The sequence below is a fragment of the Angelakisella massiliensis genome, assembly GCF_900104675.1.
GTDB classification, from domain to species: Bacteria; Bacillota; Clostridia; order Oscillospirales; family Ruminococcaceae; genus Angelakisella; species Angelakisella massiliensis.
The window spans coordinates 1,586,174-1,613,134 of sequence record NZ_LT629945.1; the positions used below are offsets into that span (position 1 = coordinate 1,586,174).

The 26,961-nt window shown below is 56.0% G+C and carries 27 protein-coding genes and 2 riboswitches; of the genes, 17 read left to right on the forward strand and 10 right to left on the reverse strand.

Annotation, left to right across the window (positions count from 1 at the left end; all coding sequences use genetic code 11):
• Positions 1-95 precede the first annotated feature (95 nt).
• The 4 genes from BQ5383_RS12880 (at position 96) to BQ5383_RS12895 (ending at position 4,841) form a co-directional block, all read left to right on the forward strand.
• The gene (locus BQ5383_RS12880) at positions 96-950 is read left to right on the forward strand and encodes a carbohydrate ABC transporter permease (RefSeq protein ID WP_235821981.1); all 855 of its coding nucleotides are present in this window, start codon (positions 96-98) and stop codon (positions 948-950) included.
• Between the two features lie 378 nt (positions 951-1,328).
• Entirely contained in the window at positions 1,329-2,171 is an 843-nt protein-coding gene (locus BQ5383_RS12885) for a carbohydrate ABC transporter permease (protein ID WP_071435086.1), read from the forward strand.
• Between the two features lie 4 nt (positions 2,172-2,175).
• Positions 2,176-3,636: an efflux RND transporter periplasmic adaptor subunit gene (locus BQ5383_RS12890; RefSeq protein ID WP_071432579.1), complete on the forward strand. Its 1,461-nt coding sequence runs from the start codon at positions 2,176-2,178 to the stop codon at positions 3,634-3,636.
• Between the two features lie 101 nt (positions 3,637-3,737).
• The gene (locus tag BQ5383_RS12895) at positions 3,738-4,841 is read left to right on the forward strand and encodes an ABC transporter permease (protein ID WP_139193428.1); all 1,104 of its coding nucleotides are present in this window, start codon (positions 3,738-3,740) and stop codon (positions 4,839-4,841) included.
• Positions 4,842-5,081: 240 nt separating this feature from the next.
• On the opposite strand, the gene BQ5383_RS12900 is transcribed toward BQ5383_RS12895, so the two are convergent.
• From BQ5383_RS12900 to BQ5383_RS12910, 3 genes are all read right to left on the reverse strand, one after another.
• The gene (locus BQ5383_RS12900; RefSeq protein ID WP_071432582.1) at positions 5,082-5,663 is read right to left on the reverse strand and encodes a hypothetical protein; all 582 of its coding nucleotides are present in this window, start codon (positions 5,661-5,663) and stop codon (positions 5,082-5,084) included.
• Positions 5,664-5,822: 159 nt separating this feature from the next.
• A complete protein-coding gene (locus BQ5383_RS12905; protein WP_071432584.1) occupies positions 5,823-6,020 on the reverse strand; it encodes a helix-turn-helix transcriptional regulator in 198 nt (65 codons plus the stop codon).
• 1 nt (position 6,021) lies between these two features.
• The gene (locus BQ5383_RS12910) at positions 6,022-6,312 is read right to left on the reverse strand and encodes a hypothetical protein (RefSeq protein ID WP_071432586.1); all 291 of its coding nucleotides are present in this window, start codon (positions 6,310-6,312) and stop codon (positions 6,022-6,024) included.
• A gap of 233 nt (positions 6,313-6,545) precedes the next feature.
• A riboswitch (TPP riboswitch) is annotated at positions 6,546-6,654 on the forward strand.
• A 321-nt stretch (positions 6,655-6,975) separates the two neighbouring features.
• Here BQ5383_RS12910 and thiW point away from each other — a divergent pair.
• The 5 genes from thiW (at position 6,976) to BQ5383_RS12940 (ending at position 10,489) form a co-directional block, all read left to right on the forward strand.
• Entirely contained in the window at positions 6,976-7,482 is a 507-nt protein-coding gene (gene thiW, locus BQ5383_RS12920; RefSeq protein ID WP_071432590.1) for an energy coupling factor transporter S component ThiW, read from the forward strand.
• A gap of 23 nt (positions 7,483-7,505) precedes the next feature.
• A complete protein-coding gene (gene thiM, locus BQ5383_RS12925) occupies positions 7,506-8,330 on the forward strand; it encodes a hydroxyethylthiazole kinase (protein WP_071432592.1) in 825 nt (274 codons plus the stop codon).
• A complete protein-coding gene (gene thiE / locus BQ5383_RS12930; protein WP_071432594.1) occupies positions 8,317-8,961 on the forward strand; it encodes a thiamine phosphate synthase in 645 nt (214 codons plus the stop codon). The genes thiM and thiE overlap by 14 nt, the downstream gene beginning before the upstream one ends.
• A gap of 73 nt (positions 8,962-9,034) precedes the next feature.
• Positions 9,035-9,166 (forward strand): hypothetical protein, encoded by a 132-nt coding sequence (locus BQ5383_RS21775; RefSeq protein WP_268874632.1) that lies wholly within the window; start codon positions 9,035-9,037, stop codon positions 9,164-9,166.
• Positions 9,167-9,643: 477 nt separating this feature from the next.
• Positions 9,644-10,489: an AraC family transcriptional regulator gene (locus BQ5383_RS12940; protein WP_071432598.1), complete on the forward strand. Its 846-nt coding sequence runs from the start codon at positions 9,644-9,646 to the stop codon at positions 10,487-10,489.
• A 58-nt stretch (positions 10,490-10,547) separates the two neighbouring features.
• Here the strand turns inward: BQ5383_RS12940 and BQ5383_RS20820 are convergent, their stop codons facing one another.
• Positions 10,548-10,805 (reverse strand): hypothetical protein, encoded by a 258-nt coding sequence (locus BQ5383_RS20820; RefSeq protein WP_139193430.1) that lies wholly within the window; start codon positions 10,803-10,805, stop codon positions 10,548-10,550.
• On the opposite strand from BQ5383_RS20820, the gene BQ5383_RS12945 reads away from it, so the two are divergent.
• From BQ5383_RS12945 to BQ5383_RS21895, 5 genes are all read left to right on the forward strand, one after another.
• Positions 10,795-12,090, forward strand: coding sequence for a galactokinase (locus BQ5383_RS12945; protein ID WP_071435088.1), 1,296 nt, complete (start codon positions 10,795-10,797; stop codon positions 12,088-12,090). The genes BQ5383_RS20820 and BQ5383_RS12945 overlap by 11 nt on opposite strands.
• A gap of 65 nt (positions 12,091-12,155) precedes the next feature.
• Complete coding sequence (galE, locus tag BQ5383_RS12950) at positions 12,156-13,148, forward strand: UDP-glucose 4-epimerase GalE (RefSeq protein WP_071432600.1); 993 nt, start codon at positions 12,156-12,158, stop codon at positions 13,146-13,148.
• Between the two features lie 3 nt (positions 13,149-13,151).
• Positions 13,152-14,645, forward strand: a complete 1,494-nt coding sequence (gene galT / locus BQ5383_RS12955; RefSeq protein ID WP_071432602.1) for a UDP-glucose--hexose-1-phosphate uridylyltransferase — start codon at positions 13,152-13,154, stop codon at positions 14,643-14,645.
• Between the two features lie 398 nt (positions 14,646-15,043).
• Positions 15,044-15,568: an AraC family transcriptional regulator gene (locus BQ5383_RS21890; RefSeq protein ID WP_338061417.1), complete on the forward strand. Its 525-nt coding sequence runs from the start codon at positions 15,044-15,046 to the stop codon at positions 15,566-15,568.
• Entirely contained in the window at positions 15,529-15,903 is a 375-nt protein-coding gene (locus BQ5383_RS21895) for a GyrI-like domain-containing protein (RefSeq protein ID WP_338061418.1), read from the forward strand. Before BQ5383_RS21890 ends, BQ5383_RS21895 begins: the two co-directional genes overlap by 40 nt.
• Before the next feature lie 115 nt (positions 15,904-16,018).
• On the opposite strand, the gene yfcE is transcribed toward BQ5383_RS21895, so the two are convergent.
• From yfcE to arcA, 5 genes are all read right to left on the reverse strand, one after another.
• Positions 16,019-16,567, reverse strand: coding sequence for a phosphodiesterase (gene yfcE / locus BQ5383_RS12965; protein ID WP_071432604.1), 549 nt, complete (start codon positions 16,565-16,567; stop codon positions 16,019-16,021).
• 327 nt (positions 16,568-16,894) lie between these two features.
• Positions 16,895-17,989: a putative NPN-dependent ornithine cyclodeaminase gene (locus BQ5383_RS12970; protein WP_071432606.1), complete on the reverse strand. Its 1,095-nt coding sequence runs from the start codon at positions 17,987-17,989 to the stop codon at positions 16,895-16,897.
• A gap of 38 nt (positions 17,990-18,027) precedes the next feature.
• Entirely contained in the window at positions 18,028-18,984 is a 957-nt protein-coding gene (arcC, locus tag BQ5383_RS12975; RefSeq protein ID WP_071432607.1) for a carbamate kinase, read from the reverse strand.
• A gap of 16 nt (positions 18,985-19,000) precedes the next feature.
• Positions 19,001-19,993: an ornithine carbamoyltransferase gene (gene argF, locus BQ5383_RS12980; protein ID WP_071432609.1), complete on the reverse strand. Its 993-nt coding sequence runs from the start codon at positions 19,991-19,993 to the stop codon at positions 19,001-19,003.
• Between the two features lie 122 nt (positions 19,994-20,115).
• A complete protein-coding gene (gene arcA, locus BQ5383_RS12985) occupies positions 20,116-21,336 on the reverse strand; it encodes an arginine deiminase (RefSeq protein ID WP_071432612.1) in 1,221 nt (406 codons plus the stop codon).
• Between the two features lie 469 nt (positions 21,337-21,805).
• On the opposite strand from arcA, the gene BQ5383_RS12990 reads away from it, so the two are divergent.
• The 3 genes from BQ5383_RS12990 (at position 21,806) to thiD (ending at position 25,059) form a co-directional block, all read left to right on the forward strand.
• Positions 21,806-23,062, forward strand: a complete 1,257-nt coding sequence (locus BQ5383_RS12990; RefSeq protein WP_071432613.1) for a helix-turn-helix transcriptional regulator — start codon at positions 21,806-21,808, stop codon at positions 23,060-23,062.
• A 73-nt stretch (positions 23,063-23,135) separates the two neighbouring features.
• Positions 23,136-23,945: a class I SAM-dependent methyltransferase gene (locus tag BQ5383_RS12995; protein WP_071432615.1), complete on the forward strand. Its 810-nt coding sequence runs from the start codon at positions 23,136-23,138 to the stop codon at positions 23,943-23,945.
• Positions 23,942-24,049, forward strand: a riboswitch (TPP riboswitch). Its footprint overlaps the gene before it by 4 nt.
• Before the next feature lie 209 nt (positions 24,050-24,258).
• Complete coding sequence (gene thiD, locus BQ5383_RS13000; protein ID WP_071435090.1) at positions 24,259-25,059, forward strand: bifunctional hydroxymethylpyrimidine kinase/phosphomethylpyrimidine kinase; 801 nt, start codon at positions 24,259-24,261, stop codon at positions 25,057-25,059.
• A gap of 434 nt (positions 25,060-25,493) precedes the next feature.
• Here the strand turns inward: thiD and BQ5383_RS13005 are convergent, their stop codons facing one another.
• Positions 25,494-26,852 (reverse strand): CCA tRNA nucleotidyltransferase, encoded by a 1,359-nt coding sequence (locus BQ5383_RS13005; protein WP_235821982.1) that lies wholly within the window; start codon positions 26,850-26,852, stop codon positions 25,494-25,496.
• Between the last annotated feature and the right edge of the window lie 109 nt (positions 26,853-26,961).

Consider the following 26,961-nt stretch of genomic DNA (forward strand, 5'->3'; position numbering starts at 1 on the left):
GATTTTTAAGTTCCTCATCCATCAGGTGGACCGTTCCCAGGCAGGCTTTGACAGTCAGGGAAGGGAAAACAATGTTTCAGAAAGGGGGAGGGCCCGTGGGCTTCAAAAAGAAAGACGGCTTGGCGGGCCTTCTGTTTCTCCTTCCCAGCCTGGCTGGGGTGCTGGTGTTTGTGCTCCTTCCCTTTGGGGATGTGGTCCGCCGCTCCTTTCAGGAGGCTATGAGCGGCGCTTTTGTGGGGCTGCGGAATTATCAGATGGTGTTGTCCAACGGGGCCTTTCAGCTGGCGGCAGGCAATACCCTGCGCTTTATGGGGGTGTGTATGCCCCTGCTGATTTTGCTGTCACTGCTGGTGGCGGTGCTGCTCCACAGCCGGATGGAGCGGGCGGGAATGCTGAAAATCACCTTCCTGCTGCCCATGGCCATTCCTGTGGCGTCGGTGGTGCTGCTGTGGCGGGCTGTCTTTCATCGGGATGGTTTTCTCAGCCTGCTGGCGGAGGCCCTGGGGGGACAGCGGGTGGACTGGATGAACAGCCACTGGGCTTTCTGGGTGCTGGTGTTCAGCTATATCTGGAAGAACCTGGGCTATGATATGGTGCTGTGGCTGGCAGGGCTTTCCGGTATTCCCTCCACCGTTTACGAAGCGGCACAGGTGGACGGGGCGGGGCCAATGACCATCTTCCGGCGGATCACCCTGCCGGGGCTGCTCCCTTCCCTGTACACCATTACCGTTCTGTCCTTTCTCAATTCTTTCAAGGTGTTTCGGGAGGCCTATCTGGTGGCGGGGGATTATCCCCACACCAGTATGTACCTGCTCCAACACCTGTTTAACAACTGGTTCCGGGAGCTGTCCATGGATAAGCTGGCGGCAGCGGCGGTGCTGGTGGCGGCGGTGATCCTGGTGCTGATTTTACTGCTGCGCCGGGCCTGGGACGAGGGGGAGGAAGGATAAAGGACCAGGGATTATCTGGAAAGTCGAAAATTCCATCTTTTCTATAGAAATCGGTGTCCAAAAGTCTGGGTATCCCAAAGGATGCTTTCGCTTTTTCCTTGCATCCCCCCACTTCCGGGGGGAATTCTGTGTGTTTTTTGTTTTCAGAAACGCCTTGCGCTCTGAAATGAAGAGAAAAGTGCTGCTGTAAAGCGCAAGTGTATGAAAAAACGGTTTCGGAAAATCAGTGGGTGTTCAGCCCCTGCCCTCCGGGGCAGAAAAAGGGGCATTACCGGTGGTTTGGGCATCAGACGGCAGCAGGCCCAGAAGGGCGACACACCTTTAAAGTATGCCCGGTTTTGGGATACAGCCAAAAAGTATTTCCGGGAGGTGAAGCGCGTGAAAAAATCTCTGTTACCCCTTGTTTTTCCCGGAATACTGGCGCTGTTTGTCTGGCTGCCACTGGTCTTTCTGATTTCCGGGTCGCTGATGGGCAGCGAAGAGCTGACAGAAAATCTGGCCCCCGTCCTGGGCAGCGCCGCCGGTCAGGTGCAGTGGACGCTGCTGCCCCGCTATCCCACCCTGCGCCCTTATGTGGAGCTGCTGCTGGACAGTCCGGAATTCTTTGTCATGTTTTGGAACTCGGTGAAGATCACCGCTCTCACTCTTTTGGGGCAGCTGGCGGTAGGGGCTCCCGCCGCATGGGGCTTTGCCTGGTTCCGCTTTCCCGGTAAAAAGCTGCTGCTGACGCTGTACATCGTGCTGATGCTCATGCCTTTTCAGGTGACCATGGTTTCCAGCTATCTGGTGCTGAACGGCCTCTCCCTGCTGGATACCCATTGGGCGGTGATTCTGCCGGGTGTTTTTTCCACCTTCCCGGTTTTTATCATGACCCGGTTCTTTCAGGGCATCCCCAAAGGGGTGCTGGAATCGGCGGCTTTGGATGGGGCAGGGCATCTGCGGATTTTTTTCACCATGGGTCTGCCCCTGGGAGCGCCGGGGGTGATGTCCGCCATGGTGCTGAGTTTTCTGGAATGCTGGAACCTCATTGAACAGCCCATGACTTTCCTCACAACCCCCAGTCTGTGGCCCCTGTCTCTGTATCTGCCCAATATCGGTCCCGGACAGGCGGGGCTTGCCCTGGCAGCATCGGTGGCGACGCTGGTTCCCGCAGTGCTGGTGTTTCTGTGGGGACAAAAGGACCTGGAGCGGGGGATTATCGCCGCCAGTGTAAAGGAATGAGAAGATGATGAAGCTGACACAACTGATTTTTTGGAGGCCTTCCGATGAGCCTCGTCCCTTGTCTGAGCGAGCTCCCCGGCTGCTGGCGGGATTTCTGGCGGTGATGGTTCTGTGTACCCTCCTGTCAAGGGGCGCGGATTCCCTGACGGTACCCAAGGTGACGGTGGAAAATCCGGTGAGCGCCGCCATTACCCATACCACCCGTCTGGACGGCACTCTGGAGCCTCAGCGAGAGACCCTGGTGGTGACAGTGTCGGGGATTTTGGTGGACAGCATCCAGGCCCAGCCGGGCAGCCAGGTGGAGGAGGGGGACCCCTTGTTCACCTTCAATCAGGATTCTTTAGAGAAGGCTCTGCTGCGGCAAAGGACGCAGCTGCAAAAACTGCGGCTGGAATGGGAGGGGCTGAAAAACGCCGCTTCTTTGGAGGATAAACAAAAGGCCCTGGCCTATGACCGGGCGTATGAGGACTATTCCGATGCCTTTGACCGCTCCTATGACAGCCTGGAGGATGCCAGAAAAACCCGGAAGGAAGCCCTGGTGGCTCTGCGGGAGTATTATCAGCAGCACCAGGCGGTTATTGACCGGTGGACAGGGGGAACGCTGCCTCCGGGAACCAGCCTTCCTCCGGAAACGGATGAGGAGACCAGGGAGATCTTAAGTCGCTACTACGCCCTGAAGGGGGAGTATGAAGCGGCGGATGAAGCTTATGAAGGAGCCCAGGACAGCCGCCGGGATGCCTGGAAAGCGGCTCAGCGAGCTTTGGAGGATGCCCAATTGGCCCTAGACTATAACGACAGCGCCCGACAGGGGGAAATTGCAGCCCTCAGCTGTGTGCTGGAAGAGGAGAGCCTCCGGGAGCTGGAGACCCTTTTGAACGAAGGCGGTGTGGTGACGGCGCCGGAGAGGGGCGTGGTATCCCAGATGCTGGTGACACCTGGGCAGGCCACCACCGAAGCGGCCGCAGCCATGGTGGCGGGGGAGGAGAGCGGCTTTCTCTTTACAGCCCAGTTGACCCAGGAGCAGCTGGAATATGTGGCCCTGGGAGATGAGGCCACCATCACTTTACCGGGGAATCGTTCTGTTAAGACCCAGGTAGTCGGGCTGCAAAATGTGGAGGATGGGCAAGGGATGATGACACGTCTTACCGCAGTGGTTCCCCAGGACAGCGGAACCCTGGGGGCCAGAGGAACGGTGGAAATCACCAGAAAAACCGGCAGCTATAATCTGTGCGTACCGGTGTCCGCTCTCCACAGCGATGGCAGCAAAAAGTACCTGCTGGTGTTGGAGGAACAGGAAACGGTGTTGGGCGCCCAGCTGACGGCCAGACGGGTGGACGTTCAGGTGGAGGACCAGAATGAGACCCGGGCCGCTGTTGCCGGAGCACTTTCCCGGGAAGACCGGGTGATCGTGGATACCAGCAAAACAGTGCGGGAGGGCGACCGGGTGCGCCTGATGGCATCATGAGGGCCGCAGGCAGAAGCTGGGGGCTGATGCTGACCGCCCTGGCTCTGGTTTGCTGGGCCTTGGCCCTGGGGGAGAGGGAACGTCTCGCCTTTCCAGGAGGGATGACCGCTATTCTTCCTTCCCCCATGACTGTGGCGGAAGCAAAGAGCATTCAGGCGGCGGAGGAGCGCACCCAGCAGCCCACGGCAGTGGTCCCTTGGTGCCAGCAGGAGGGTATTTGGATAGAAAGCGGGGAACTGGACCGTTCCGCACTGGTCAGCGTCCTCACCCTGGGGGGAGATTCCCGGCTTGTGCTGCCGGTGGCGGCGGTACTGCCCCAGGAGGACCTGACCGGCTGCCTGGTGGACCGGCGTACCGCCCAGGCCCTTTTTGGGGATGACGCTCCCATCGGGGGAACCATAACCCTGGAAAACCGGGTGTATCAGGTACGGGGTGTTTTTGACGCTCCGGTGCAGGTATTGGTCCGCCAGGGGGACGGGGAATGGACCGGCGGGTTTGACCGCCTCAGTCTGTCTCTCCCCGCTGGAAAAGAGGCGGAGGCTTATGGGGAAAGCTTTGCTTTGCGTCATGGTTTGAGCTTTTCTGTCAGCTTTTCCACCGGGATCTGGCTGGGGCTGGCCGGTATCGGCACAAGACTGCTGCCCTTTATGCTGCTGTGGTTTCTTCTGCGGGAAAGCATGGGGCGGCGAAAAGGGTTTCGGACTTATCCGGTGCTTTCAGCGCTGGTGTTACTGGGGATTGTGGCCGCTGCTGTTTTGTTCTGGATGCTGATGGGGCTGGGTTTTACCGTCCCTCCCTCTATGATTCCCGCCAGATGGTCGGATTTTGAGTTCTGGGGAGAACGCCTGGGGGAGATTCGCCGGTGGCTCTGGGAGCTTTTGCTGATGAAGAAAAATGTCCCGGAGGCCCTGGGCCTTTTTCGTGCCCTCCGAAGCTGGGGCTGGTCCCTGGGGGCGCTGGCCCTGTGGCTTCAAGCCCGGAAGCTGCTGCCACTGGACCGGCTGGAGGATTTGCTGTTTCTTTTGCTAGCAGGCGGCGTGGGGGCTTTTGCCGGAGAACTGCTGGCGGGAGGGGTGGAAATCGCCGCCCTGTGGCTGCTGCCTGGCTGCTGGGGTGGATGGCTTCTGATGCTGCGATGGACAAAAAAAGTGCTTCACCACGGCGATAATGACCAGTCTGACCAGTGGCTTGACAGATGCCTATAGCGGCTGGTATTGTGATGCGCATGAAAGGGAAACGAATTTTATAAGCGTGCTCCAAAGGTGTGGCACACACCCAGGGAGAGCTGTGTTTTCCTGCGTACGCCGCTGGCCTGAAACCAGTGGTATCCCCTGGATTTCCCCCACGATAGGAACAGAGGATGAGATGAAAACAGGCCGTAAATCCTTTCCTAAGGATTCACGGCCTGTTAAGCTTTGCTGAAATGCGATTTGTTTGAAAAAAGCTTATGTCAGCTGCTGGGTACTGAAAGTGATGGTCAAGGCCAACACTTTAGTGTAACCCCGCTCCGCCAGCTGCTCCGGCTCATAGTAGGCGGAAACATCGGTGGAATAGAAGCTGCCGGTGGTAAAAGCCTGAATGGCAACAGGAATTTCGGTTTCGTATTCCAGGGGGACGCTGTCGGACAGGATGGTGCTGCCCCAGGCAAGACCTTCCCGATCAGATTTTTCCGGTTTGAAGTTATTGGAAGAGACAAAGTAGTTTTTGGTTTGAATGGCGGTGCGCAAGCCTTCATCCAGCAGATCGAATTGCAGGGCAATGCGGCCGCTGCTGTCCTCCAGGCCGTACGATCCCCCGCCCACAGACACCCACTGAGTGCCGTCCAACTCTTTGATGGATACAGACAGGGACTTAAGCTGTTCGTCAGCGGCAAAATCCAGCAGGATACCTTGATTGGGTGTAAGCAGCTGAACCATCTGTTCTTCCTTCTGGGTCAGCTGGGCGGGGGAAAGGGTCATGGAATCCCCTCCCATTGAGGCGCAGCCGGTGAAAAGAAGACAGAAAAGCAGGGCGAAAATTCGTTTCATAAGGACCTCCTGTTTGATGGATCAATGAGAGTGATAGAATGGTTCTGCTAACAAAACGAACAAAACGCCTCAGATATTACAGCATCGTGAAAAAATAAAAATTTTTTGTCGCCGGTTTTCTGCGGCCGGTATCGCCCTGGGATGAAACAGGCGATTCCATCAGCGGCTCTGGGGATGAAAAAGCTCATCCACCGTCAGCTGCAATTCTCTGGCCAAAGCGAAGGCCAGAGCCAGTGTGGGGTCATACTTGTTGTTTTCGATGGCGTTGACTGTCTGGCGGGAAACGCCGCATCTTTTCGCCAGTTCCTCCTGAGACAGCCCCAGCTCCTTGCGCCGCGCGCGGATATGATTTTCCATTTCAGCCACCGTACTTCCGTTTGTAATAAAGGAGAAACGCAAAGTAGATGGTGGCGGTGGAGCCCAGCTTGATGAAGGGATTGATGAGCACGGGGTCCATTTGTATGAGGCTTTGGACGATATTCAGAATCAGGGAGCCGGTAACGCCCAGAAGGGTGTAGGCGCTGGCTTTCCAGACGATCATCTGCTTCCGTTCATCCCCAGGTATGACCAGCGAGACGACCATCCCCAGGTCCAGAAGAATGAGTCCCAGGATAAATGCCGCGAACAACACTAAACCGATTTTTTCCATTGCGATGCCCCTTTCCCATGATGAAGTTACAGCCACTTGACATCTAAAGTGTCAAATACTTTTGATATCATCAGCATATCATGGATGGTTTAAAGTGTCAAGAGTATTTGACATTTATCCTGCAAAATGCTTTGGGGAAGCTGATTTTGGACTTTCACTGAACCGCCGCAGAAGCAGACCATTGCCTCCTTGACAAAAACCGGCAAAAGGATTATCTTATACAAAGAAAACAGAACAGCGCACCGGGGAGCTTGTGAGACAGGCTGAGAGGAAGCGGCAGCAGCTTCGACCCGTCGACCTGATTTGGGTAATGCCAACGTAGGAATCGCTTTGAGGAAAGCAGGGATGCCGTTGGCGTGCCTGCCTTTTTGTTTGTGTCCGCGCTGTTTGTGATCAAAGGAGGGGAATGAAGGAAAACAAAACAGAGCCAAACTGCCGGCAAATTTTTGTTGTACGGCGGGCCGAGGGGGAGCGCCCTGGGCTCGTGCAGATTTGGACGCAGCGATGGGAAGCCGTGTTCCGGCGTGAGAGGAAGCCAGTAAGCTTCGACCGTGGGAGAGGGGAAAGCCCTGTCCTGTTCCGCCCGCCGGGGGGAAGCTGCGTCAAAAACAGTTTCATCCCGGAGGGGAAATGTATAAGAAAAGAAAAAGGAGCTGTTTACACATGAAACGTACACAAACAAGAAAACTGGCACTGGCAGGCCTGCTCACCGCCGTCGCGGTGGTGGGGAGTATGTTTTCCTTCCCGGTGCTGGGGTCCAAGTGCGCCCCCATCCAACATATGGTCAATGTTATCTGCGCAGTGTTTCTGGGCCCCTGGTATGGAGTGGCTTCCGCCTTTGTAGCCAGCCTGCTGCGCAACCTCCTGGGCTTGGGCAGCCCCATGGCTTTCCCCGGCAGTATGTGCGGAGCATTGCTGTGCGGCCTGATGTACCGGAAACTGCCCCGGCTGCTGCCCACCTGCATGGCGGAGGTGTTCGGTACTGGTATTTTGGGAGGTTTGGCTGCCTATCCGGTGGCAATTTATATCATCGGCCAGGATGCGGGTCAGGTGGCCTTTTATGCCTATATTGTGCCGTTCCTTATTTCCACTGTGGTGGGTTCGGTCATTGCGGGATTGGCTCTCAGCGCCCTGCGGAGCACCGGCGCCCTCAAGACCCTGACGGCGTAAGTTTTTGAAAAGGAGCGGGAACAATGACTGCCACTGGATATGCCCTGGAACAGCTGCGGGAGAAACGCCCCCTGATTCACGCCATCACCAATGTGGTCACCATCAACGATGTGGCCAACCTTCTGCTGGCCTGCGGCGCCCGGCCCATCATGGCCAACGCGCCGGAAGAGGTGGAGGAGATCACAGCCCTGGCCGATGGTCTGGTGCTGAATCTGGGTACCCCTAATCTCCAAACCATTTCTTCCATGTTTTTGTCGGGGAAAAAGGCCAACGCACTGGGAATTCCGGTGGTGCTGGACCCGGTGGGAGTGGGGGCCAGCCGCCTGCGCCGGGAGACCGCCGCCCGCCTGCTGCAGGAGGTGCGTTTTTCGGTGATTCGGGGGAATATATCAGAGATCCGGGCCCTGGCGGAGGGAAGCGGCTGCCCGGGAGTGGATGCCGATGCCGCCCAGCAGGTGACGGAGGAGAATCTGACAGAAGCCCTTGATTTTGCAGGGCGGTTTGCACGTCATACCGGCGCGGTGGTGGCGGTCAGCGGAGCTTTGGACCTGGTGTGCGATGGAAGCAGCGCCAGAGTGATCCGCAACGGCAGACAGGAGATGTCCCTGGTCACCGGCACCGGCTGTCAGCTTTCCGCCTTGGTGGGAGCCTTTGCCGCCGCCAACAGAGTGGGGACATTGGATGCCGTTGCCGCCGCTGTGGCAATGATGGGGCTGGCAGGTGAGCTGGGCTGGGAGCGGATGGCCCCTGGTGATGGCAACGCTTCCTACCGCAGCAGAATCATAGACGCAGTTTGTACCATGACCCCACAGGTCCTGGAGAAAGGAGCCCGCATTGAAAGTCGATAGAAAACAGTTGTGTTTATATGCCGTTACCGACCGCCGCTGGCTGGGAAATTCCACCCTGGCACAGCAGGTGGAGCTGGCCCTGGAGGGAGGGGTCACCTTTCTCCAGCTGCGGGAAAAGGATGCCGGCCCCCAGGAGATTTTGGAGCAGGCCCGGCAGCTGCTGCCTATCTGCCGCCGCTTTGGAGTGCCGCTGATTATCAATGATAATGTGGAGCTGGCACTGGCCAGCGGCGCGGATGGAGTTCATCTGGGGCAGGGGGATATGGACCCGCGCCAGGCCCGGCGGCTGTTGGGGCCTGACCGGATCATCGGCGTTTCAGCCCACAATCCTCAGGAAGCCCGACTGGCCCTGGAAGGGGGAGCGGACTATCTGGGAGCGGGAGCGGTGTTCCACACTGGCACCAAAACAGACGCAGGGGCTCTCCCCAGACAAGCTCTGGAGGAGATTTGCCGTTCGGTAGATATTCCGGTGGTGGCCATCGGCGGTATTACCAGAGAAAATGTCCTTTCTCTGGCCGGCAGCGGTGTGGCGGGAGCGGCGGTAGTCAGCGCCATTTTTGCCCAGCCCGATGTGAAGGAGGCTGCCCGGGAGATGGCGCAGCTGTGCCAGAAGGTGGCAGGTCTCCGGTAAAAAGGGAAAACAAGAGTGTTTTCTTTCAAAAAGCGAATAACAGAAGAAACGGCGGGAGGAGACTTCTCCCGCCGTGTGCGTGTCGAAAAAGTTCGACACGCTTCCAGGGGGTATCCCATACCCCCTGGATACGCCGGTGGTTCCTGATGAAACCACCGGCGATACCCCCGGTTTCGCGCCCCGGTGGGCGCGGGTCGTGGTATAAAAATCAGGCACATGTCCTGATTTTTATGATTTTGAATTTTGTTTTTTCTTGGAATCCGATTTTTCTACAGTCTGACGGCGGGAGGATGCTTCTCCCGCCGTTTTTGCATCCCGAAAAAAGTCTGTTGCAAAAGGAGATACAAGTAAAAGTACATTTTATGGAAATAGAAATTCTCCTGTGCCCGGTGATTTGATTTTTGGGAAAAGTATTGGTCTTCATTTTGCCGGACTGTTTAAGAGTCCGAGAACACAGCAGATATTTTCCGGTTTCCCACTTTTTTCATCAGCTCCAACCCTTTCCAGCAGAGCAGCGGCATTTGTGGGAAAGGATATTCAGGCAGAAAGAAAACGCTCTTTCCTACTTTTCTTAAAAATCATGTGTCCGCCCTTTTTTCTTCCCTTTCTTTCAGGTATAATAAAAATATATGGAAGATGGAAAATATATTTTTTCACACGAGAGCTGAGAGGAGGGAGTCCCTTGGAGCCGACCTATAAACATTCCTACAAGCTGGCCCCACAGATGTCTTCCCTGTATGTTCAGAATACCGGACGGCAGCGTTGCTCTCCCGGCTATAGCTGGGGCCCCGGCATCCGGGACCATTATCTGGTCCATCATGTGCTGGCGGGAAGGGGAACCCTGGAGGTGGGCGGTCAGCGGTACCTTTTGGGACCTGGGGACACTTTTCTCACCTTCCCCAATACCACCATCCATTATTTCGCCGATGATGATGACCCCTGGGAGTATATCTGGGTGGGCTTTGCCGGTGTGGATGCCCGGCAGCTGGTGGAACAGACAGATTTTTCTTCCCAGACGCCGGTGGCGGAGCAGTTTTATCCCCAGGAAATCGCCCGGCTGCTGACGGAGCTTTATGATGATTACGGTACCGCCCCCTGGAGCCGGGTGGCTATCACAGGGAGGCTGTATTTGCTGCTGTCTTTTTTGATCTGCCATTCCGGCAAGGCGGGGACAAAAGGCCCCGTTCCCAGGCAGGACTGCGCCCAGGCAGCCGCATCCTATATGATGAGCCACTATGAACGCCCCCTGACGGTGGAGGAGCTGGCGGAGTTTATGGCTGTCAGCCAAAGCAGCCTTTACCGCAGTTTCCGGGAGCGATACGGCCGGTCCCCCAAGCGCTTTTTGCTGGAATACCGTGTCCAGCGGGCCTGTGAACTGCTCCATCGGGGGGGCTTGTCGGTCCGGGAGATTGCCTACTCAGTGGGCTTTGAGGATCCTCTGTACTTTTCCCGGGTATTTCGGCAGCTCAAAGGCTGTTCTCCCCGGCAATACGCCGCGGCGGAGGATGGAGAGACAGAAGAAAAGTGACAAAAAAATCTATACTTTTTTCTCCGCTTCTATCAGGAGAAAAGTTGGACAAACTCTTTCAGCAGGGAAATGAGAAGATATTGCGCTTCAATTCAGTTCCATGTGGGAAGAGTTTTTTCTTTCTTACGGGCAAAGCGCTTTCCCGGGAAAAAAGAACCGGATAATTCCATATACATGACGGAAAAATCCATTTTTTAACCCTGCTTAACAGGCTATAATGGAACACAGAGGAAAACGATTTTTCGGTGAGAAAACAGCGCTTTTCCACCGGCGCAACAGAAAAAAAGAAATGGAGGCTGATGACCATGATTTCCATCAAAGAGCTCCGGACACGGTTGTCCGCAGGCAGCCTGGATCAGGATTTGTCCCGGCTGCGCTGTGTTTCCGGTGAGGCGCTGACCAGTGAGCGCCGCCGTCTGTCCGACGTACTGGATCAGTTCTGTGCCGCTTTTGGCGCAGAGGACGCCACCGCCGTTACTGTCTGCTCCGCCCCGGGCCGTACTGAGCTGGGAGGCAATCATACCGACCATCAGAGAGGACGCGTGCTGGCCGCTTCGGTGAATCTGGATATCCTGGCCTGCGCCGCTGTCAACGGCACCGATTCCATCCGTATCCTTTCCCAGGGCTGGCCAATGGTGACGGTGGACCTGAGCCGTCTGGAGCCGGTGGAGGAAGAAAAGGGTACCACCGCCGCTTTGGTTCGGGGTATGGCTGCCCGGGCGGTGCAGCTGGGGCACAAGGTTTCCGGCTTTGACGCCTATGCGGTTTCCGATGTTCTTCCCGGTTCCGGCCTGTCCTCCTCCGCTGCCTATGAGGTGCTGGTGGGGGTGCTCATCAATCACCTGTTCTGCGGCGATGCCTTTGATCCGGTGACCATTGCCCAGATGGGCCAGTATGCGGAGAACGTCTTTTTTGACAAGCCCTGCGGTCTGATGGATCAGATGGCATCCTCGGTGGGAGGCGCTGTCGCCATTGATTTTGAGGATCCCCAAAATCCCATTGTCCGCCAGGTGAAGGTGGATCTGGAAAAAGAGGGCTATGCCCTGTGCATCATCGACTCCGGCGCGGACCACGCCGACCTGACCGCCGAGTATGCCGCCATTCCTGCCGAGATGAAGGCTGTTGCCGCATCCTTCGGTAAGGAGGTGCTGCGGCAGGTGCCCCAGGCGGAGTTTTATGACCGTCTGCCCCAGCTGCGCAAGGAGCATGGGGACCGGGCAGTGCTGCGGGCCATGCATTTCTATGCTGACGACCGCCGTGCCGCCGCCGAAGCGGATGCTTTGGCCTCCGGTGATTTTGGCGCATTCCTGGGACTGGTGAAGGAATCCGGCTATTCCTCCTGGATGTATCTCCAGGATGTGATCCCAGCCGGCTGGACCACCCATCAGGAGATGGCGGTGGCTCTGGCCACAGCGGAGCGGGCTCTGGGAGGCAGAGGGGCTTTCCGGGTCCACGGAGGCGGATTTGCCGGCACCATCCAGGCCTTTGTTCCTTTGGATATGCTGGAAGATTTCCGGACCCAGGTGGAGCGTGTGCTGGGAGAGGGCCGGTGCCATATCCTGTCCATCCGTCCTGTGGGCGGCACAGTGCTGGTTCCCTGAGCTGCTGTGTGAGTTGAAAAAACAACTTTGAATGGTCTTTCAATGATAGAAGGAGGATTTGTGTCATGTCTGTTTTGGTTTTGGGCGGCGCGGGCTATATTGGTTCCCATACTGTATATGAGCTGATCGACGCGGGCCGGGATGTGGTGATCGTGGATAATCTTCTCACCGGCTTCAAAGCGGCGGTCCATCCCAAGGCGAAGTTTTATGAGGCGGATATTCGGGACCGCAAGGCGATGGATGAGATTTTTGAAAAAGAAAACATCGAGGGTGTTATCCATTTCGCTGCCTGTTCCCAGGTGGGAGAATCCATGTCCCAGCCGCTGAAATATTATGACAACAACCTCTATGGCACCATGGTGCTGCTCCAGTCCATGGTGGCTCATGGCGTGGATAAAATCGTCTTTTCCTCCACTGCCGCCACCTATGGCGAGCCGGAGCGGGTGCCGATCCTGGAAAGCGACCGCACCGAGCCTACCAACTGCTACGGCGAAACCAAGCTGTCCATGGAGAAAATGATGAAGTGGGTCTCCCACGCCCACGGCCTGCGGTTTGTAGCGCTGCGTTACTTTAACGCCTGCGGCGCCCACCGCTCCGGCAAGATTGGTGAAGCCCACAATCCTGAGACCCACCTGATCCCCCTCATCCTCCAGGTCCCCAATGGCCAGCGGGAGAAGATCATGGTCTTTGGTGATGACTACGCCACTCCGGACGGCACCTGCATCCGGGATTATATCCATGTCACCGATCTGGCTCAGGCTCATATCCTGGCCCTGGATTATCTCCTCAAGGGCGGGGAGAACAATGTCTTCAACCTGGGCAACGGTGTGGGCTTCTCTGTGCGGGAAGTGGTGGACTGCGCCCGGAAGGTGACCGGCCATCCCATTCCTGAGGAAATGGCCCCTCGTCGTGCCGGCGACCCTGCCCAGCTGATCGCTTCCTCCGAAAAAGCAATGAAGGTTCTGGGCTGGAAGCCCCAGTACAATGATCTGGAAACCATCATCGCAACCGCCTGGGAGTGGCATCGCACCCATCCCCACGGTTTTGAGGAGGTCTGAGCCATGGTGTGCAAGGAGATCGCCGCTCTGGTGGAATATGCCCGCCGGAAGGACCTGATTGAAGAGGAGGATATCACCTGGGCCATCAACAGTCTGCTGGATGCCCTGAAGCTGGACAGCTATACGCCTCAGCCTCTGCCGGAAGGGGAGATCGACCTGGCCCAGGTGCTGGACCGTCTGCTGGATGATGCCGCCCAGCGGGGTGTTTTGGAGCAGAACTCGGTGGTGTACCGGGATTTGCTGGATACCGAGCTGATGGGGCGGCTCACCCCCCGTCCTTCCCAGGTGGCAAAAAAATTCTGGGAGCTGTATGATGAGTGTTCCCCCAAGGATGCAACAGATTGGTATTATGATTTCAGTCAGAACACCAACTACATCCGCCGGGATCGCATCGCCCGGGATATTCAGTGGAAAGCGGAAACAGAGTATGGCCAGCTGGATATCACCATCAACCTCTCCAAGCCGGAGAAGGACCCCAAGGCCATCGCCGCCGCCCGGAATCTGCCTGTTTCCGACTATCCCCGGTGCCTGTTGTGCAAGGAGAACGAGGGTTACGCCGGACGGGTGAACCATCCTGCCCGGCAGAACCATCGCATCATCCCCATTCAGATGGCGGGAGACAACTGGGCGCTCCAGTATTCCCCCTATGTTTACTATAATGAGCACTGCATTGTTTTTAACCAGGAGCATATCCCCATGAAGATCGACCGCTCCTGCTTTGCCAAACTGCTGGCATTTGTGGAGCGTTTCCCTCATTACTTTGTGGGTTCCAATGCCGACCTGCCCATCGTAGGCGGCTCCATCCTGGCTCATGAGCATTTCCAGGGAGGCCATTACACCTTCGCTATGGAAAAAGCTCCTGTGGAGACTTCCTTTACCTTCCCCGGCTTTGAGGATATCCGCAGCGGTATCGTCAAATGGCCCATGTCGGTGGTCCGTCTCACCGGCGCCGACCCGGAACGTCTGGTGCAGCTGGCGGACAAAATCCTCACCAGCTGGCGGGGATACAGTGATGAAAGCGCTTTCATCTTTGCTGAGACCGACGGCGAGCCCCACAATACCATCACCCCCATCGCCCGGCGGCGGGGGGAGGATTTTGAGCTGGACCTGGTGCTGCGCAACAACATCACCACTGAGGAGCATCCCCTGGGAGTTTATCATCCTCATGCGGAGCTGCATCACATCAAAAAGGAGAACATCGGCCTCATTGAGGTGATGGGTCTGGCGGTGCTTCCTGCCCGGCTGAAAGGGGAACTGGCCCGCCTGGAGGAGATGCTGGTCAGCGGCGGAGACATTGCTGCCGACGAGGAGCTAAAAAAGCACGCTCCCTGGGCTGAGGAGCTGAAGAAGCAGTACACCTTCACCGCTGAAAACACCGGAGAGATTCTGCGCAAAGAAGTGGGCAAGGTCTTTGCCCAGGTGCTGGAGCACGCCGGTGTGTATAAACGCACTGAGGAAGGAAAGGCTGCTTTCCTGCGGTTCCTGGAACAGGTATAATCGTGTTCACATTTTTGGTCGAGGCCTTCTGATTACAACAAAAAGTCCCTCTGACAAGCAAAGTACGCTTGTCGGAGGGACTTTTTTATATAAGCCGCCGAAAGGGACACTTGGGGTATTGCCATTGGCTTGCAGAAAATTTGGATGGGCAAACAGAAAAGATCTGTATCCGCGCCACGAGGAGTACGGCGGGATTTTAAGGAATTATTGGTTGGGTAGATGGCAGGATTTTGTTTGGCGGGATGTGACAGAAACTTTTGCCTCTGATAAATTGCATATACACAGATGCTGCAAAATCAGACTTTTTTTCTCAGCAATGTCGAGCATGATACGGGCGGTTGTGGTATTCTTATTCCTGAAGGGGGAATACCTGTATGCTGAAAAAACTCAATGACGCCATGGAATATATTGAGCAGCATCTGGAAGGAGAACTGCCGCTTGAGGATATATCCCGGTATATCGGCGTTCCCGATTGCCATTTCAGAAAAATTTTTCTGGCGCTGACCAATATGACATTAAGCGAATATGTAAAAAATCGAAAGCTGTCCCAGGCAAATAAAGAGTTGCTGCAGGGGGCTTCGGTAACAGATTTAGCGTATAAATATGGCTATCAGTCTGTTGACGGCTTTACGCGGGCTTTTAAGAAATGGTGTGGACTATTGCCCTCACAGGCCGCAAAGCTAAAGCAAGGAAAAGTGTGCCAGAGGATCAGCTTCGTGGTGTCGGTCAAAGGAGGAAATATGATGGAATATAAAATTGTAGAAAAACCTGCCTTTTATGTTGCGGGTGTAAGCAAGCGTGTGCCGCTGCAATTTGAAGGGGTGAATAACGAGATCGTAAAGCTGGCAGAGAGTATTACAGAGGAACAAAGAAAAGAAAGGAGATGCACCGTCTCCAGGATCTGGAGCCCCGGGAAGTGGTGAATGTCTCATATGAATCCGATACTGCTTTCCTTGAAGAAAGGGGAGAGCTGACCCATATGATCGGAGTGCTGACAACCAGGAAAGATGTGGGCTGTCAGCTGGAATGTTTACCGGTTGCGGCTCATACATGGGCGTTTTTTCCCAATGAGGGCCCCTTTCCCTTTGTGCTGCAGGATACAATGGCGAGAATTTATTCGGAGTGGCTTGTGGCTTCTGGTTATGAGCTGGCGGAATCTTTTTCTTTTTCCTTTACTAAAATGGACCGCCAGAAGGAGAACTATGCTTACAGCGAAATTTGGATTCCCGTTGTCAAAAGCGCTCAGGCAGCCCGGTGATAAAACTGGGGCAGTTACCGGCAAAAAAGAACAGCGACATGATATACCGCAGCCGAAATTCTTAGAATATTCGGTGCAGCGTATATCATGCCGTTTTTACAAAAGCGGGGGGATTTTATTTTTCGATAGAAATCCGCCGTACTTCTTTGCCGTCCATATCTTTGATGATGAACTGGCCATCCTCATAGATCATGTAGCTGTTGCAGTTGCCTTCTTTAGGCAGTGCGCAGGAACCGGGATTGATGTAGAGATAATCTCCCACCTGGTCCATAGCCTGTACATGAGTGTGGCCGTGGAGGAGAATATCCCCCTTACCCAGCAGAGGCGGATGATCGTTGTTAAAGAGGTGGCCATGGGTGACAAACACCATCCGGCCCTCCAGATACAGGATCATATAATCCGCCATAATGGGAAACTCCAGTACCATCTGGTCCACCTCGGCGTCACAGTTGCCCCGGACGCACAGCAGGTGTTCCTTCATGGAGTTGAGGATAGCGATCACCCCTTTGGGATCATATTCCAAAGGCAGATTGTTCCGGGGACCGTGATACAGCAGATCTCCCAGCAGGATCAGCCGCTCCGGAGCCTCCGCCTCAAAACGCTCCCGGACCTTCTCGCACCAGGCACGGGAACCGTGGATATCAGAAGCAAACATCAGTTTCATCGGTGTTCTTCCTCCTTGTTGTTTAGACTGGCACCATTTTGACACAGCAGAGCGTGTTTGTCAACGATACCGGAGCAAATTTTCCTGTCCAAAAGGTGAAACTTCTTCTGAGAAAAAACCTGGCCCTGCGCCCACCAGGGTACGGAACCGAGGGTATCACCGCTGGTTGCGGTGTATCCAGAGGGTACCCCATGCCCCTGGAAGTGTGCCGAACTTTTTTGACACGCTCAGGGCCTGCCTAGACCAAATCGGTCCCAGACAGGCCCCTTGTTCTGCTGGATGTTAGGCTGAGATTTTCCTCACACCTGCTGCGAGCAGGGAAAGCTCTTATTTCAGCGCGCCTACGCCCTTGGCCACATTGACGATGAAATCCTGGGCATTGGTGAGCATACTGATGGCGCTGAGACTGCCCCGGTCCGCCAGCTTGTTGGTGACAAACTCGGAGGTGTCGATGCAGTAGATATACAGGGGCCGGACCACGCCGTCCACAACCCGGAAGCTGGGGGTCATATTGCCGGTGGCAATGGTGTGCAGCTGGGTAGCCAGGCAGATAACGGTGGTGGCATCCCGGACCATATCACGCATCCGGCTCTGTCCCTCGTAGGCGCTGGCGATCACTTCCGGCAGGGGACCATCGTCCCGGATGGAGCCGGTGAGGACAAAGGGAACATTTTTTTGCACCAAAGAATACATGATGCCGTCTTTGATGTTGTGATCCTGGATAAACTGAGGGATGGACCCGCTGCGGCGCACCAGGTTGATGACGTCCAGGTGGTTGTAGTGGCCCTGGGGACGGCTTTCCTGGGTATAGATATCCTGCCCCAGAGCAGTGCGGAGCAGACCTCCCTCCAGGTCGTGGGTGGCCAGGGCATTGCCGGCCATGAGGCCCTGAACAAAGCCGCTTTCCACCAACGCCTGCATGGAACGGCGGGCGTCATAGTCAAAAGAGAAAGCGGGGCCCATGACCCACACCACCTTGCCGTGTTCCCGCTCGTATTTCAGCAGTTCGTACAGCTGGTCATAATCCTTGGAAAAGGCGGTTTCACGGGAACGCCCGGTGCGGAAAACAAACTGATCCGCTTCTTTGCCGGGTTCCTGGAAGCCGGTGGCGTGGAGGTAGATACCTTCCTCACAGTTTTCAGTGCGGCCCAGGATCACCTTGTCCCCCTTGCGGATATTCCGGTTTTCCACTACATCCAGGCGCCCGTCCTCCCGGAGAACCACAGAGCTGTCCATCCGGCTTTCTTCCGCCAGAAGCCATTTGCCGTCAACCTTGAAATACTCGGGATACATGGAGGTGCTGTGGTAATAGTCGGGGGCTACGCCGTCCATGTCGGCCACAGCGATTTTGACGTCGGGCGCATCTTTAAATTTCTGCTGGGTGAAATCGGGACCATGATAGGTTGGGATTTGAAATGCCATGAGAAAACTGCCTCCTTTTCTTTCTCTTCAAGATCAAGTTATGGATTGGAAATCACAGTGCCGCCTTGGCCTTCCATGGCCGGCAGCGCGTTGTCCAGAGAAGTGATGATGGCTTTCCTGCCCGGGGCTGATTCCACAAAGCGGATGGCCGCCTGGATTTTTGGCAGCATGGAGCCGGCGGCAAATTGCCCTTGGGCGGCGTATGTTTTTGCCTGCTGAGTGGTCAGATGATGCAGGTTCTGCTGCTGGGGGGTACCGAAGTAGATGGCCGCCTGCCGGACCTCGGTGAGGATCATCAGTACGTCAGCCTCGATCTGCCGGGCCAGCAGCTCAGCGGCGTAGTCCTTGTCAATGACGGCGGCGATCCCTTCCAGCAGGCCATCTTCTCCCCGAACCACCGGAATGCCGCCCCCGCCGCAGGTGATGACAATGGTGCTGTCCCAAAGGCGTTTGATGGTCTCAAACTCCAGAATTTCCCGGGGAAGGGGGGAGGGCACCACCCGCCGCCAGCCCCGTCCGGCATCCTCCTTCATCGTATAGCCCCGCTGACGGGATAAAAGCTCCGCCTCCTGAGGACCATAAAAGGAGCGCACCGGCTTTGAGGGATGCTCAAAAGCGGGATCGTCCCTGTCCACCAGTACCTGGGTGACCAGAGAAACCACTGGTATACGGCCAAGTCCCACCTGGTTGAGGGCTTCCTTCATCCCCAGCTGAAGATGATAGCCGATATACCCCTGGCTCATGGCGTCACAAACGTCGAAGGGCATGGGCGGGATTTCTTTTGCAGCCGTTTCAAAGGCCTGTTCGATCCGTCCCACCTGGGGCCCATTGCCGTGGACAATGGCGATTTCATAACCTCCCAGGCTCAGTCGGGCCAGGTGCCGGCAGGTGTCCCGAACCACCTCCAGCTGGGCTTGGGCGGTGGCGGGAGCGCCTTTACGCTGGAGAGCGTTGCCTCCCAGAGCCACTACAATTTTTCCTTTACACACTCCCATGGGTTTCCGCCTTCCTTTATGCGAGGGTGGCGTAGATGACCGCCTTGATGGTGTGCATCCGGTTTTCCGCCTCATCAAAGACCACAGACTGTTTGGATTCAAAGACTTCGTCGGTCACTTCCATCTCCGGCAGGCCGAATTTTTCCGCGATCTCGGCGCCGATGGTGGTGCGGGTATCATGGAAGGAGGGCAGGCAGTGCATAAACAAAGCGGTATCCTTAGCGTTGGCCATGGCGGCAGCGTTCACCTGATAGGGGCGCAGCAGCTTGATGCGGCTTTCCCAGACGCTGTCCGGCTCGCCCATGGACACCCAGATGTCGGTATAGATGACATCGGCTCCGGTGGTGCCTTCCTTTACGTCCTCGGTAAGGGTGACGGAGCCGCCTTCCTCAGCGGCGATGGCTTTGCAGGTCTTCACCAGCTCAGGAGCGGGGAACAGCTCCTTGGGGGCGCAGGCGGTGAAATGCAGGCCCATCTTGGCACAGGCCACCATCAGGGAATTGCCCATGTTGTTCCGGGCATCCCCCATGTAGGTGAAGCGAACACCCTTGAGGTGCCCCAGCTTTTCCTCGATGGTCAGCAGATCCGCCAGCATCTGGGTGGGATGGAACTGATCTGTCAGGCCGTTCCACACCGGTACCCCAGCATAGTCTGCCAGAGTTTGGACCAGCTCCTGGCTGAATCCCCGGTATTCGATGCCGTCATACATCCGTCCCAGTACCCGGGCGGTGTCGGGGATGCTTTCCTTTTTGCCCATCTGGGAGCTGCCAGGGTCCAGATAGGTAACACCCAGGCCCAGATCACGTCCAGCCACCTCAAAGGCACAGCGGGTGCGGGTGGAAGTCTTTTCAAAAAGCAGCACGATGTTTTTCCCCTCCAGGTAACGATGAGGGGTACCGGCACGCTTGAGGTCCTTGAAGTTTCTGGACAGGTCCAGCAGATAGCGGATCTCCCGGGGGGAGAAATCCAGCAGTTTGAGAAAACTTCTTCCACGCAGATTGACAGCCATGACAAACAACTCCTTTTTATTTTATCACATCTAAATATTCTGTGAAGCGGGAGACAAAAATTTTCTCAGATCTTCCCGTCTTCGGTTTTCTGGAGAAATATTCTGCTTCTCTCAGGGAGAAGTCATCCTTCCCGCATCAGAGGCATACTCATGCAGCGGGGACCGCCCCGTCCCCGGGAAAGCTCAGAGCTGGGAATTTCCAATACCGTTACGCCATGGTCCTCCAGGATGCGGTTGGTGATGTTGTTGCGGTCATAGACGACCACTTTGCCGGGAGCGATGCACAGGGTGTTGGACCCGTCATTCCACTGTTCCCGTTCCGCAGCGATGCGGTCCTGTCCGCCGCAGTGGATGAGAGTGACCCGCTCCAGTTCCAACAGCTCCGCCAGGACAGTGTCCAGAGGCTTGGTCCGCTCCACCGTACGCACGCCGCCGCTGCCATCCCGGGAGAGCTGATAGATCCGCAGGGTCTGGAGGATACCGGGATGGATGGTAAATTTGTCGTTATCCACCTGGGTAAAGACGGTATCCAGGTGCATATAGGCCCTCATACTGGGGATATCCAGGGCCAGGATGGTGTTTACAGCGCAGCCCTCGGAGCGGAACAGATTGCTGGCCAGCAGTTCAATGGCCTCCGGGGTGGTCCGCTGGGAGATACCGATAGCCAGGGTCTGAGCGTTGAGGTTAAGGATATCGCCTCCCTCAATGCTGAAGGGGAAAGAGGGCTGATAGTAGAGGGGCACCTTTTGGGCATAGTCCGGATGATAAGTGAGAATGTACCGCCCGTAAATGGTTTCCCTGCGTCTGGTGGCGGAATACATCCGGTTGAGGCTCACGCCACGGCCGATGGTGGCGAAGGGGTCCCGGGTAAAGTAAAGGTTGGGAATGGGTTCCAGAACAAAGCGGTCCTCCCGGCGCACCATTTCGGAAAGGGTAGACTTGGTAGGGCGGCGCAGCTCTGAAAGGTTCACGCCTGCCATGGTTCGCAGCACCAGCTCCTTTTCATCCTGGATATCCATCAGCAGCTGGAACAGTTCCTCCTGATAGTTGAGGGCCACTGCTCCCGCCTCCCGGATGAAATCCCGGATAAAAGCAGGCTTCAATGAGGGATCATTTTGAAGGGTCCCGGCCATCAGATCCTCCAGATACAGCACCTCAACGCCGTTGTCTGTCAGGGTTCGGGCAAAGACATCATGCTCCCGCTGAGCGGCGGCAAGATAGGGAATGTCGTCAAAGAGCAGACGTTCCAGTGTATCGGGAATCAGGTGTTCCAGCTCCCGGCCGGGGCGGTGAAGGAGCACCTGTTTGAGAGGACCGATTTCGCTGGTGACATGGATAGCCAAAAGAAAAACTCCCTTCCTGTGTGGATTTGCGGTTTATTCAGGGTTTGACACCCTGAGGCGATGATTTTATTGTACTGGATTTTCTGCTGCTTTGCTGGACAAATAGGGTGATTGGGAAAGTATTTTAACGTGCTTTTGCACCCGCTGAAAAAGTGGTAAAAAAGGGTGTTTTCATCCGTTGCCGGACTTTGAAAAATGTGGTAAAATACAATAAAATTCAGGGCATTTGTCCTTTGATTTTCATTCCCCAGCAGTCAGCCTGTAGAAAAAAGAAAAATTCAAAATCATAGCAATCAGGCGTATGTCCTGATTGTTATACCACGACCCGCGCCCACTGGAGTGTGAAACCGGGGGTATCGCCGCTGGTTTCATCAGGAACCTGCGGCGTATCCAGGGGGACCGGGTCCCCTGGAAGTGTGCCGAACTTTTTCGATATGCTCAGTATGACAGAGGAAAGGAACGTGATGCTATGTCCCGCACTGTGCAGATCCAGCCCTGGTATTGTTCCCATCTGGATCAGGGGACCCTCTGCGGCTTCGACCGGGAGGTCATTGAGGCGCCCACTCAGCCGCTGCTTCACCAGGGAGCCCGCTTTTTGTTTATCAACAAGGGAGAAGGGGTCCTGCGGCTGCAAAATACCGATTATCCTCTCCGCCCCGGCGCATTGGTGGCCATCCTTCCCTGGCAGCTGAGTGAGATGGTACAGGTGGACAGTCCTCTGGCTTATTTTATCCTTCGGTATCAATTGGATACAGTCAATGGGGTGATCAAATCCATCTGCAATGTCCGCAGCGAGCCGGTGCGGCTGTTGGAGGAGATGGAAAACAGTCCGGTGATTTATTGCCAGGGGCGGGATGCCGACAGGATTCAGCAGCTGCTGCTGACTTTGCAGGCGGAGACTCAACGGGGCGAAGGCGGTGAAGCAGACAGCCCTTCCAGAGGCATCTATGAGATCAGCCTGCTGGTTCAGCTGATGGTGCTGTTTCAGCGGATCGGCATGGCGGGAGACGGCAGGTTTGGACATCCCCGCCAGGAGGTGGACAAGTCGGAGATTTTCCGTTATCTTTATACCCATCTCAGTGAAAAAATCACCCTCAAAAGCCTTTCCGGCATCTTTTATCTCAGCGAATCCGCCATACGTCTGTATATCCGGGAGATGACCGGTCTCTCCTTTTTTGATCTGCTGGGAGAGATGCGGGTAGCCAAAACCATCAATTTTTTGTTATATACCGATCTGACCCTGGAAGAGCTGGCGCAAATTCTGGGGTATGTGGACGCCTCCCATATTTCCAAGGTATTCGCGGCACGGATGGGAATGAGGGCGGGGGAATACCGGCGCACCTATCAGAAGGCGGGAGAAATTTGCAAAATCAAGGAAAGCCGTCTGGCTTATGACGTAGTGGCGTGGATCTACCGCAATCATACCGAGCCGCTGACGGTCCATCTGGTAGCGGAGCGTTTCGGCATCACCACCGAGGAACTGCACAAAATCCTTTTGTATCAGGTGGAAAAGAATTTTGAAAGCTTCCTCAATTATGTCCGGGTGCTCCATGCCAGCCAGCTGCTGGCGGAAACGGATACCACCATCACCGCCATCGCCATGGAGGTGGGATATAACACCGTGAAATCCTTTACCCGGAATTTTCTCCGTTTTCAGGTGATGACCCCCAGCAGGTACCGGGAGTTGGCAGCCCGTGCCCGCAGGGAGACGGCAGACAAAGGATGATTGCCTGGAGGAGCAGACTGACAGAGCCCTCAACGAAAGTTCAGCAAGGAAATGGATTGGAAGGAGAAGAGAAATGGATTATCAGCAGATCAATGCCGACACGATTGACAGCTGGTGCGGCCAGGGATGGAAATGGGGAATACCGGTCTCCCATGAGGAATTTGAGCAAGCCCGGCAGGGAAAGTGGGAAGTATATCTTACCCCTACAAAAACGGTGCCTCATGGATGGCTGGAACCGCTGGCAGGAAAAAGGATTCTGGGTCTGGCCAGCGGCGGCGGACAGCAGATCCCCATTTTCTCCGCGCTGGGGGCACACTGTACCGTGCTGGATTATTCCCCTGTACAGTGTGAAAGCGAGCGGATGGTAGCTGACAGAGAGGGATATGAGGTGGAGGTGATCCGGGGGGATATGACAAAACCCCTGCCCTTTGAAGACGAGACCTTTGATCTGATCTTTCATCCCGTTTCCAACTGCTATGTACGGCAGGTGCGGCCTGTTTTCCGGGAGTGCGCCCGGGTGCTGAAAACCGGAGGGGTGATGCTTTCGGGGCTGGATCTGGGGCTCAACTATATTTTTGACGAGACTGAAACCTTTGTCCAGCGCAGCCTTCCTTTCGACCCGGTGGCGGACCCGGAGTTGATGAAAATGTGCCTGGAAGAGGATTGGGGCGTACAGTTTTCCCACACTTTGGAGGAGCAGCTGGGGGGACAGCTGGCAGCGGGACTGATTTTGACCCATTTGTACGAGGACACCAATGGGGAAGGCAATCTTCATGACCATCATGTACCAACCTTCGCGGCAACCCGGGCGGTGAAGGTGCCGCCTCAGCTGCGGCGTGCCTTGACATTGCCCGGAGAAATGGGTATGATGGATCACAAGTGAACAGCAGGGGGAGCTTGTATATCAGGCTGAGAGGAAGCGATCGGGCTTCGACCCCAGAACCTGATTTGGGTAATGCCAACGGAGGGAAGCGTGAAAAACGCGGCGGGAGAGGCAGATGCCCCTTCCGCTTTTTTATTTGAAAAGACTCTCCAGGCGGCCCCATGGAAATTGTCTCCAGGAGCTGATGCCGCTTTGGTTTAAGAGCCGGCAGCCGGTGAGAAAAGGCTGCTTTGGCGGGCTTCGGAAAGCGTTTTTTCCATGGCTTTCCCCCGAGGGATACGGTAATTGTTTCGACAGTAAGGAGAAGATCACATTGGTAACAGCACTTACCATCGCAGGAAGCGATTGCAGCGGCGGAGCAGGTATTCAGGCGGATCTGAAAACCATGACCGCCCATAAGGTGTATGGCATGAGCGCTATCACCGCTCTGACGGCCCAGAACACCACCGGCGTGTCCGGTATTCTGGAGGTACCGCCGGAGTTTTTGGCTCAGCAGCTGGACAGCATCTTCACTGATATTCCGCCCCAGGCGGTAAAGATCGGGATGGTCTCCTCCGCGGAGCTGATTCGGGTGATTGGAGAGAAGCTGGAGCAGTATCATGCCTCCCATATTGTACTGGACCCGGTGATGGTGGCCACCAGCGGCGCGCGCCTCATTAAGGAGGATGCAGTGGAAGCCCTTTGCCGGTATCTTATTCCCCTGGCGGAGGTGATCACCCCCAACATCCCGGAGGCGGAGGTGCTTTGGGGACATTCCATCGGCGATGCCGGAGAAATGGAACAGGCCGCCGCTGCCATTGGAGAGAAATGGAACTGCGGTGTTTTGTGTAAAGGTGGCCATCGGGTACAGGATGCCGACGACCTGCTGTGGCGGCAGGGACAAAGCCGGTGGTTCCATGGCCACCGGATCAATAATCCCAACACCCACGGCACCGGCTGTACCCTTTCCAGCGCCATTGCCTCCAACCTGGCTTTGGGTATGCCGTTGGAGGAAGCGGTGGAGAGAGCAAAGGCGTATCTGTCCGGAGCATTGGCGGCTATGCTGGATTTGGGCAAGGGTTCCGGCCCTATGGACCATACTTTCGCAATCCCTGTGGGCGGCTGGGACAAGTAAACAGAGACTTCAAAGCCGCAGGACGCAGGGAGATATGGGGCCGGGACAAAATCGCAGATAGCAGCAGCTTTTGCCTGATCTGCCATTTTCCCTTTTTGCCATTGAAAAGACAATTTTTCCCTAAAAATAAGCCCACACCGATCAATCTGGCCGGTGTGGGCTTTCAGACTGTAGAAAAACCTGATTCAAGGAACAAATAAAATTCAAAATCATAAAAATCAGGCCATGTGCCTGATTTTTATACCACGCCCCGCGCCCACTGGGGCGCGAAACCGGGGGTATCGCCGCTGGTTTCGTCAGGAACCAGGCGGCGTATCCAGGGGGTATTGGATACCCCCTGGAAGCGTGTCGGATTTTTCCGACACGCTCAAAGCCCACACCGATCAACCTGACCGGTGTGGGCTTTGACATTCTTTTGACTGCGTTCTGTACCCTTATGCAAAGGGATTTTTCTCTTCCCAAATCTGTTTGAGCGCTTCAGGCGTGTTGGATACGGTCCCATCCAGCACCTGTTCCAGCAGCCAGCGGAGAGTGTTTCCCAGCTGTGGTCCCGCAGGGATTCCCCAGTCCATCAGCATACGTCCGTCCACTGTCAGCTGGGAGATGGTCAGACAGGCTTGCTCTTCCATCAGCTGCTCCATCAGTTTTTGAGCCCCTTCCAGCTCAGACAGCTTGGCGGCACGGGTATCGGGGCTTTGGGCCAGAATATCCGCCCGGCGCAGCGCCAGCAGTTTGCCGGTCATTTCCAGCCCCAGTTTACCCAACAGCCGGGCCATCCCTTTTCTGGTTTGGGGTGGCGGATCGTCATGGTGGCAGACCAGGGCCGTCACCTGCCGGACCGTTTCACCATCGGATTTCAGCCTGTTCAGGCAGCTGCGGGCAATTTCTGCGCTCATAGCCCCATGGCCGATATAGTGGGCGTTTCCATCCTCCCCCCAGCTTTGGCACAGAGGCTTTGCCACGTCGTGGAAAAGTGCCGCCAGACGGATCTCCGCTTCCCGGGGGCACCCATCCACCACCTGACAGGTATGGGTCCACAGATCCAGATGATGGTGAGGATTGTGCTGATCAAATCCCCCCAAGGGGAGCAGCTGCGGCAGCACCACCCCCAGCGCCGGGAGAGAATCCAGCAGTGTCCTGCCTGCCTGAAGACCGGTGAGCAGCTTTTTCAGCTCTGTCAGCACCCGCTCCCCCGCCACCGTTTTCAGCAGTTCCTTGCGGGCCGCTATGCCCCGGCGGGTCTCTTCTTCCAGCGTAAAACCATATTGAGCGCAAAAACGCAGCGCCCGAAGCATCCGCAGGGCATCCTCCTCAAAACGATGTTCAGGCTGTCCCACACATCGCAGCAGCCCCGCTTCCAGATCCTTCTGCCCGCCGAAATCGTCCCGTATCCCCCGGATGGGGCTCCAGGCCATGGCGTTGACGGTGAAATCCCGCCGGGCCAGATCCTGATGGAGAGAGGTGACGAAGTGGACTTCATCCGGGCGGCGGTGGTCGGTGTAGGTTCCTTCGGTGCGGAAGGTGGTCACCTCTACCGGCATCCCATCGGCAAGGATCGTTACAGTACCATGGCGCAGTCCGGTGGGGATCACTGGAAACCGCCCTTCAAAGAGGCTTTGGACGGTTTCCGGAAGAGCGGCTGTGCAGACATCCCAGTCCGCGGGCACTTTCCCCAGCAGACTGTCCCGGACGCAGCCCCCCACTGTCCAGGACTCCCAACCGTTTTGCTCCAATTGCTCCAGTACCTTTAAAACACTTGGGGGAGGGGAAAAAATGGCTTCCCATCTGGCCACACACAACACCACCTTTTGCACAGTTGATATCATCATAGCATACAGGAGGGGAAAATCAAGGGTGGACAACAAATGAGCATAAAGGGAGAGTAGGGGAGTACCTGGGATG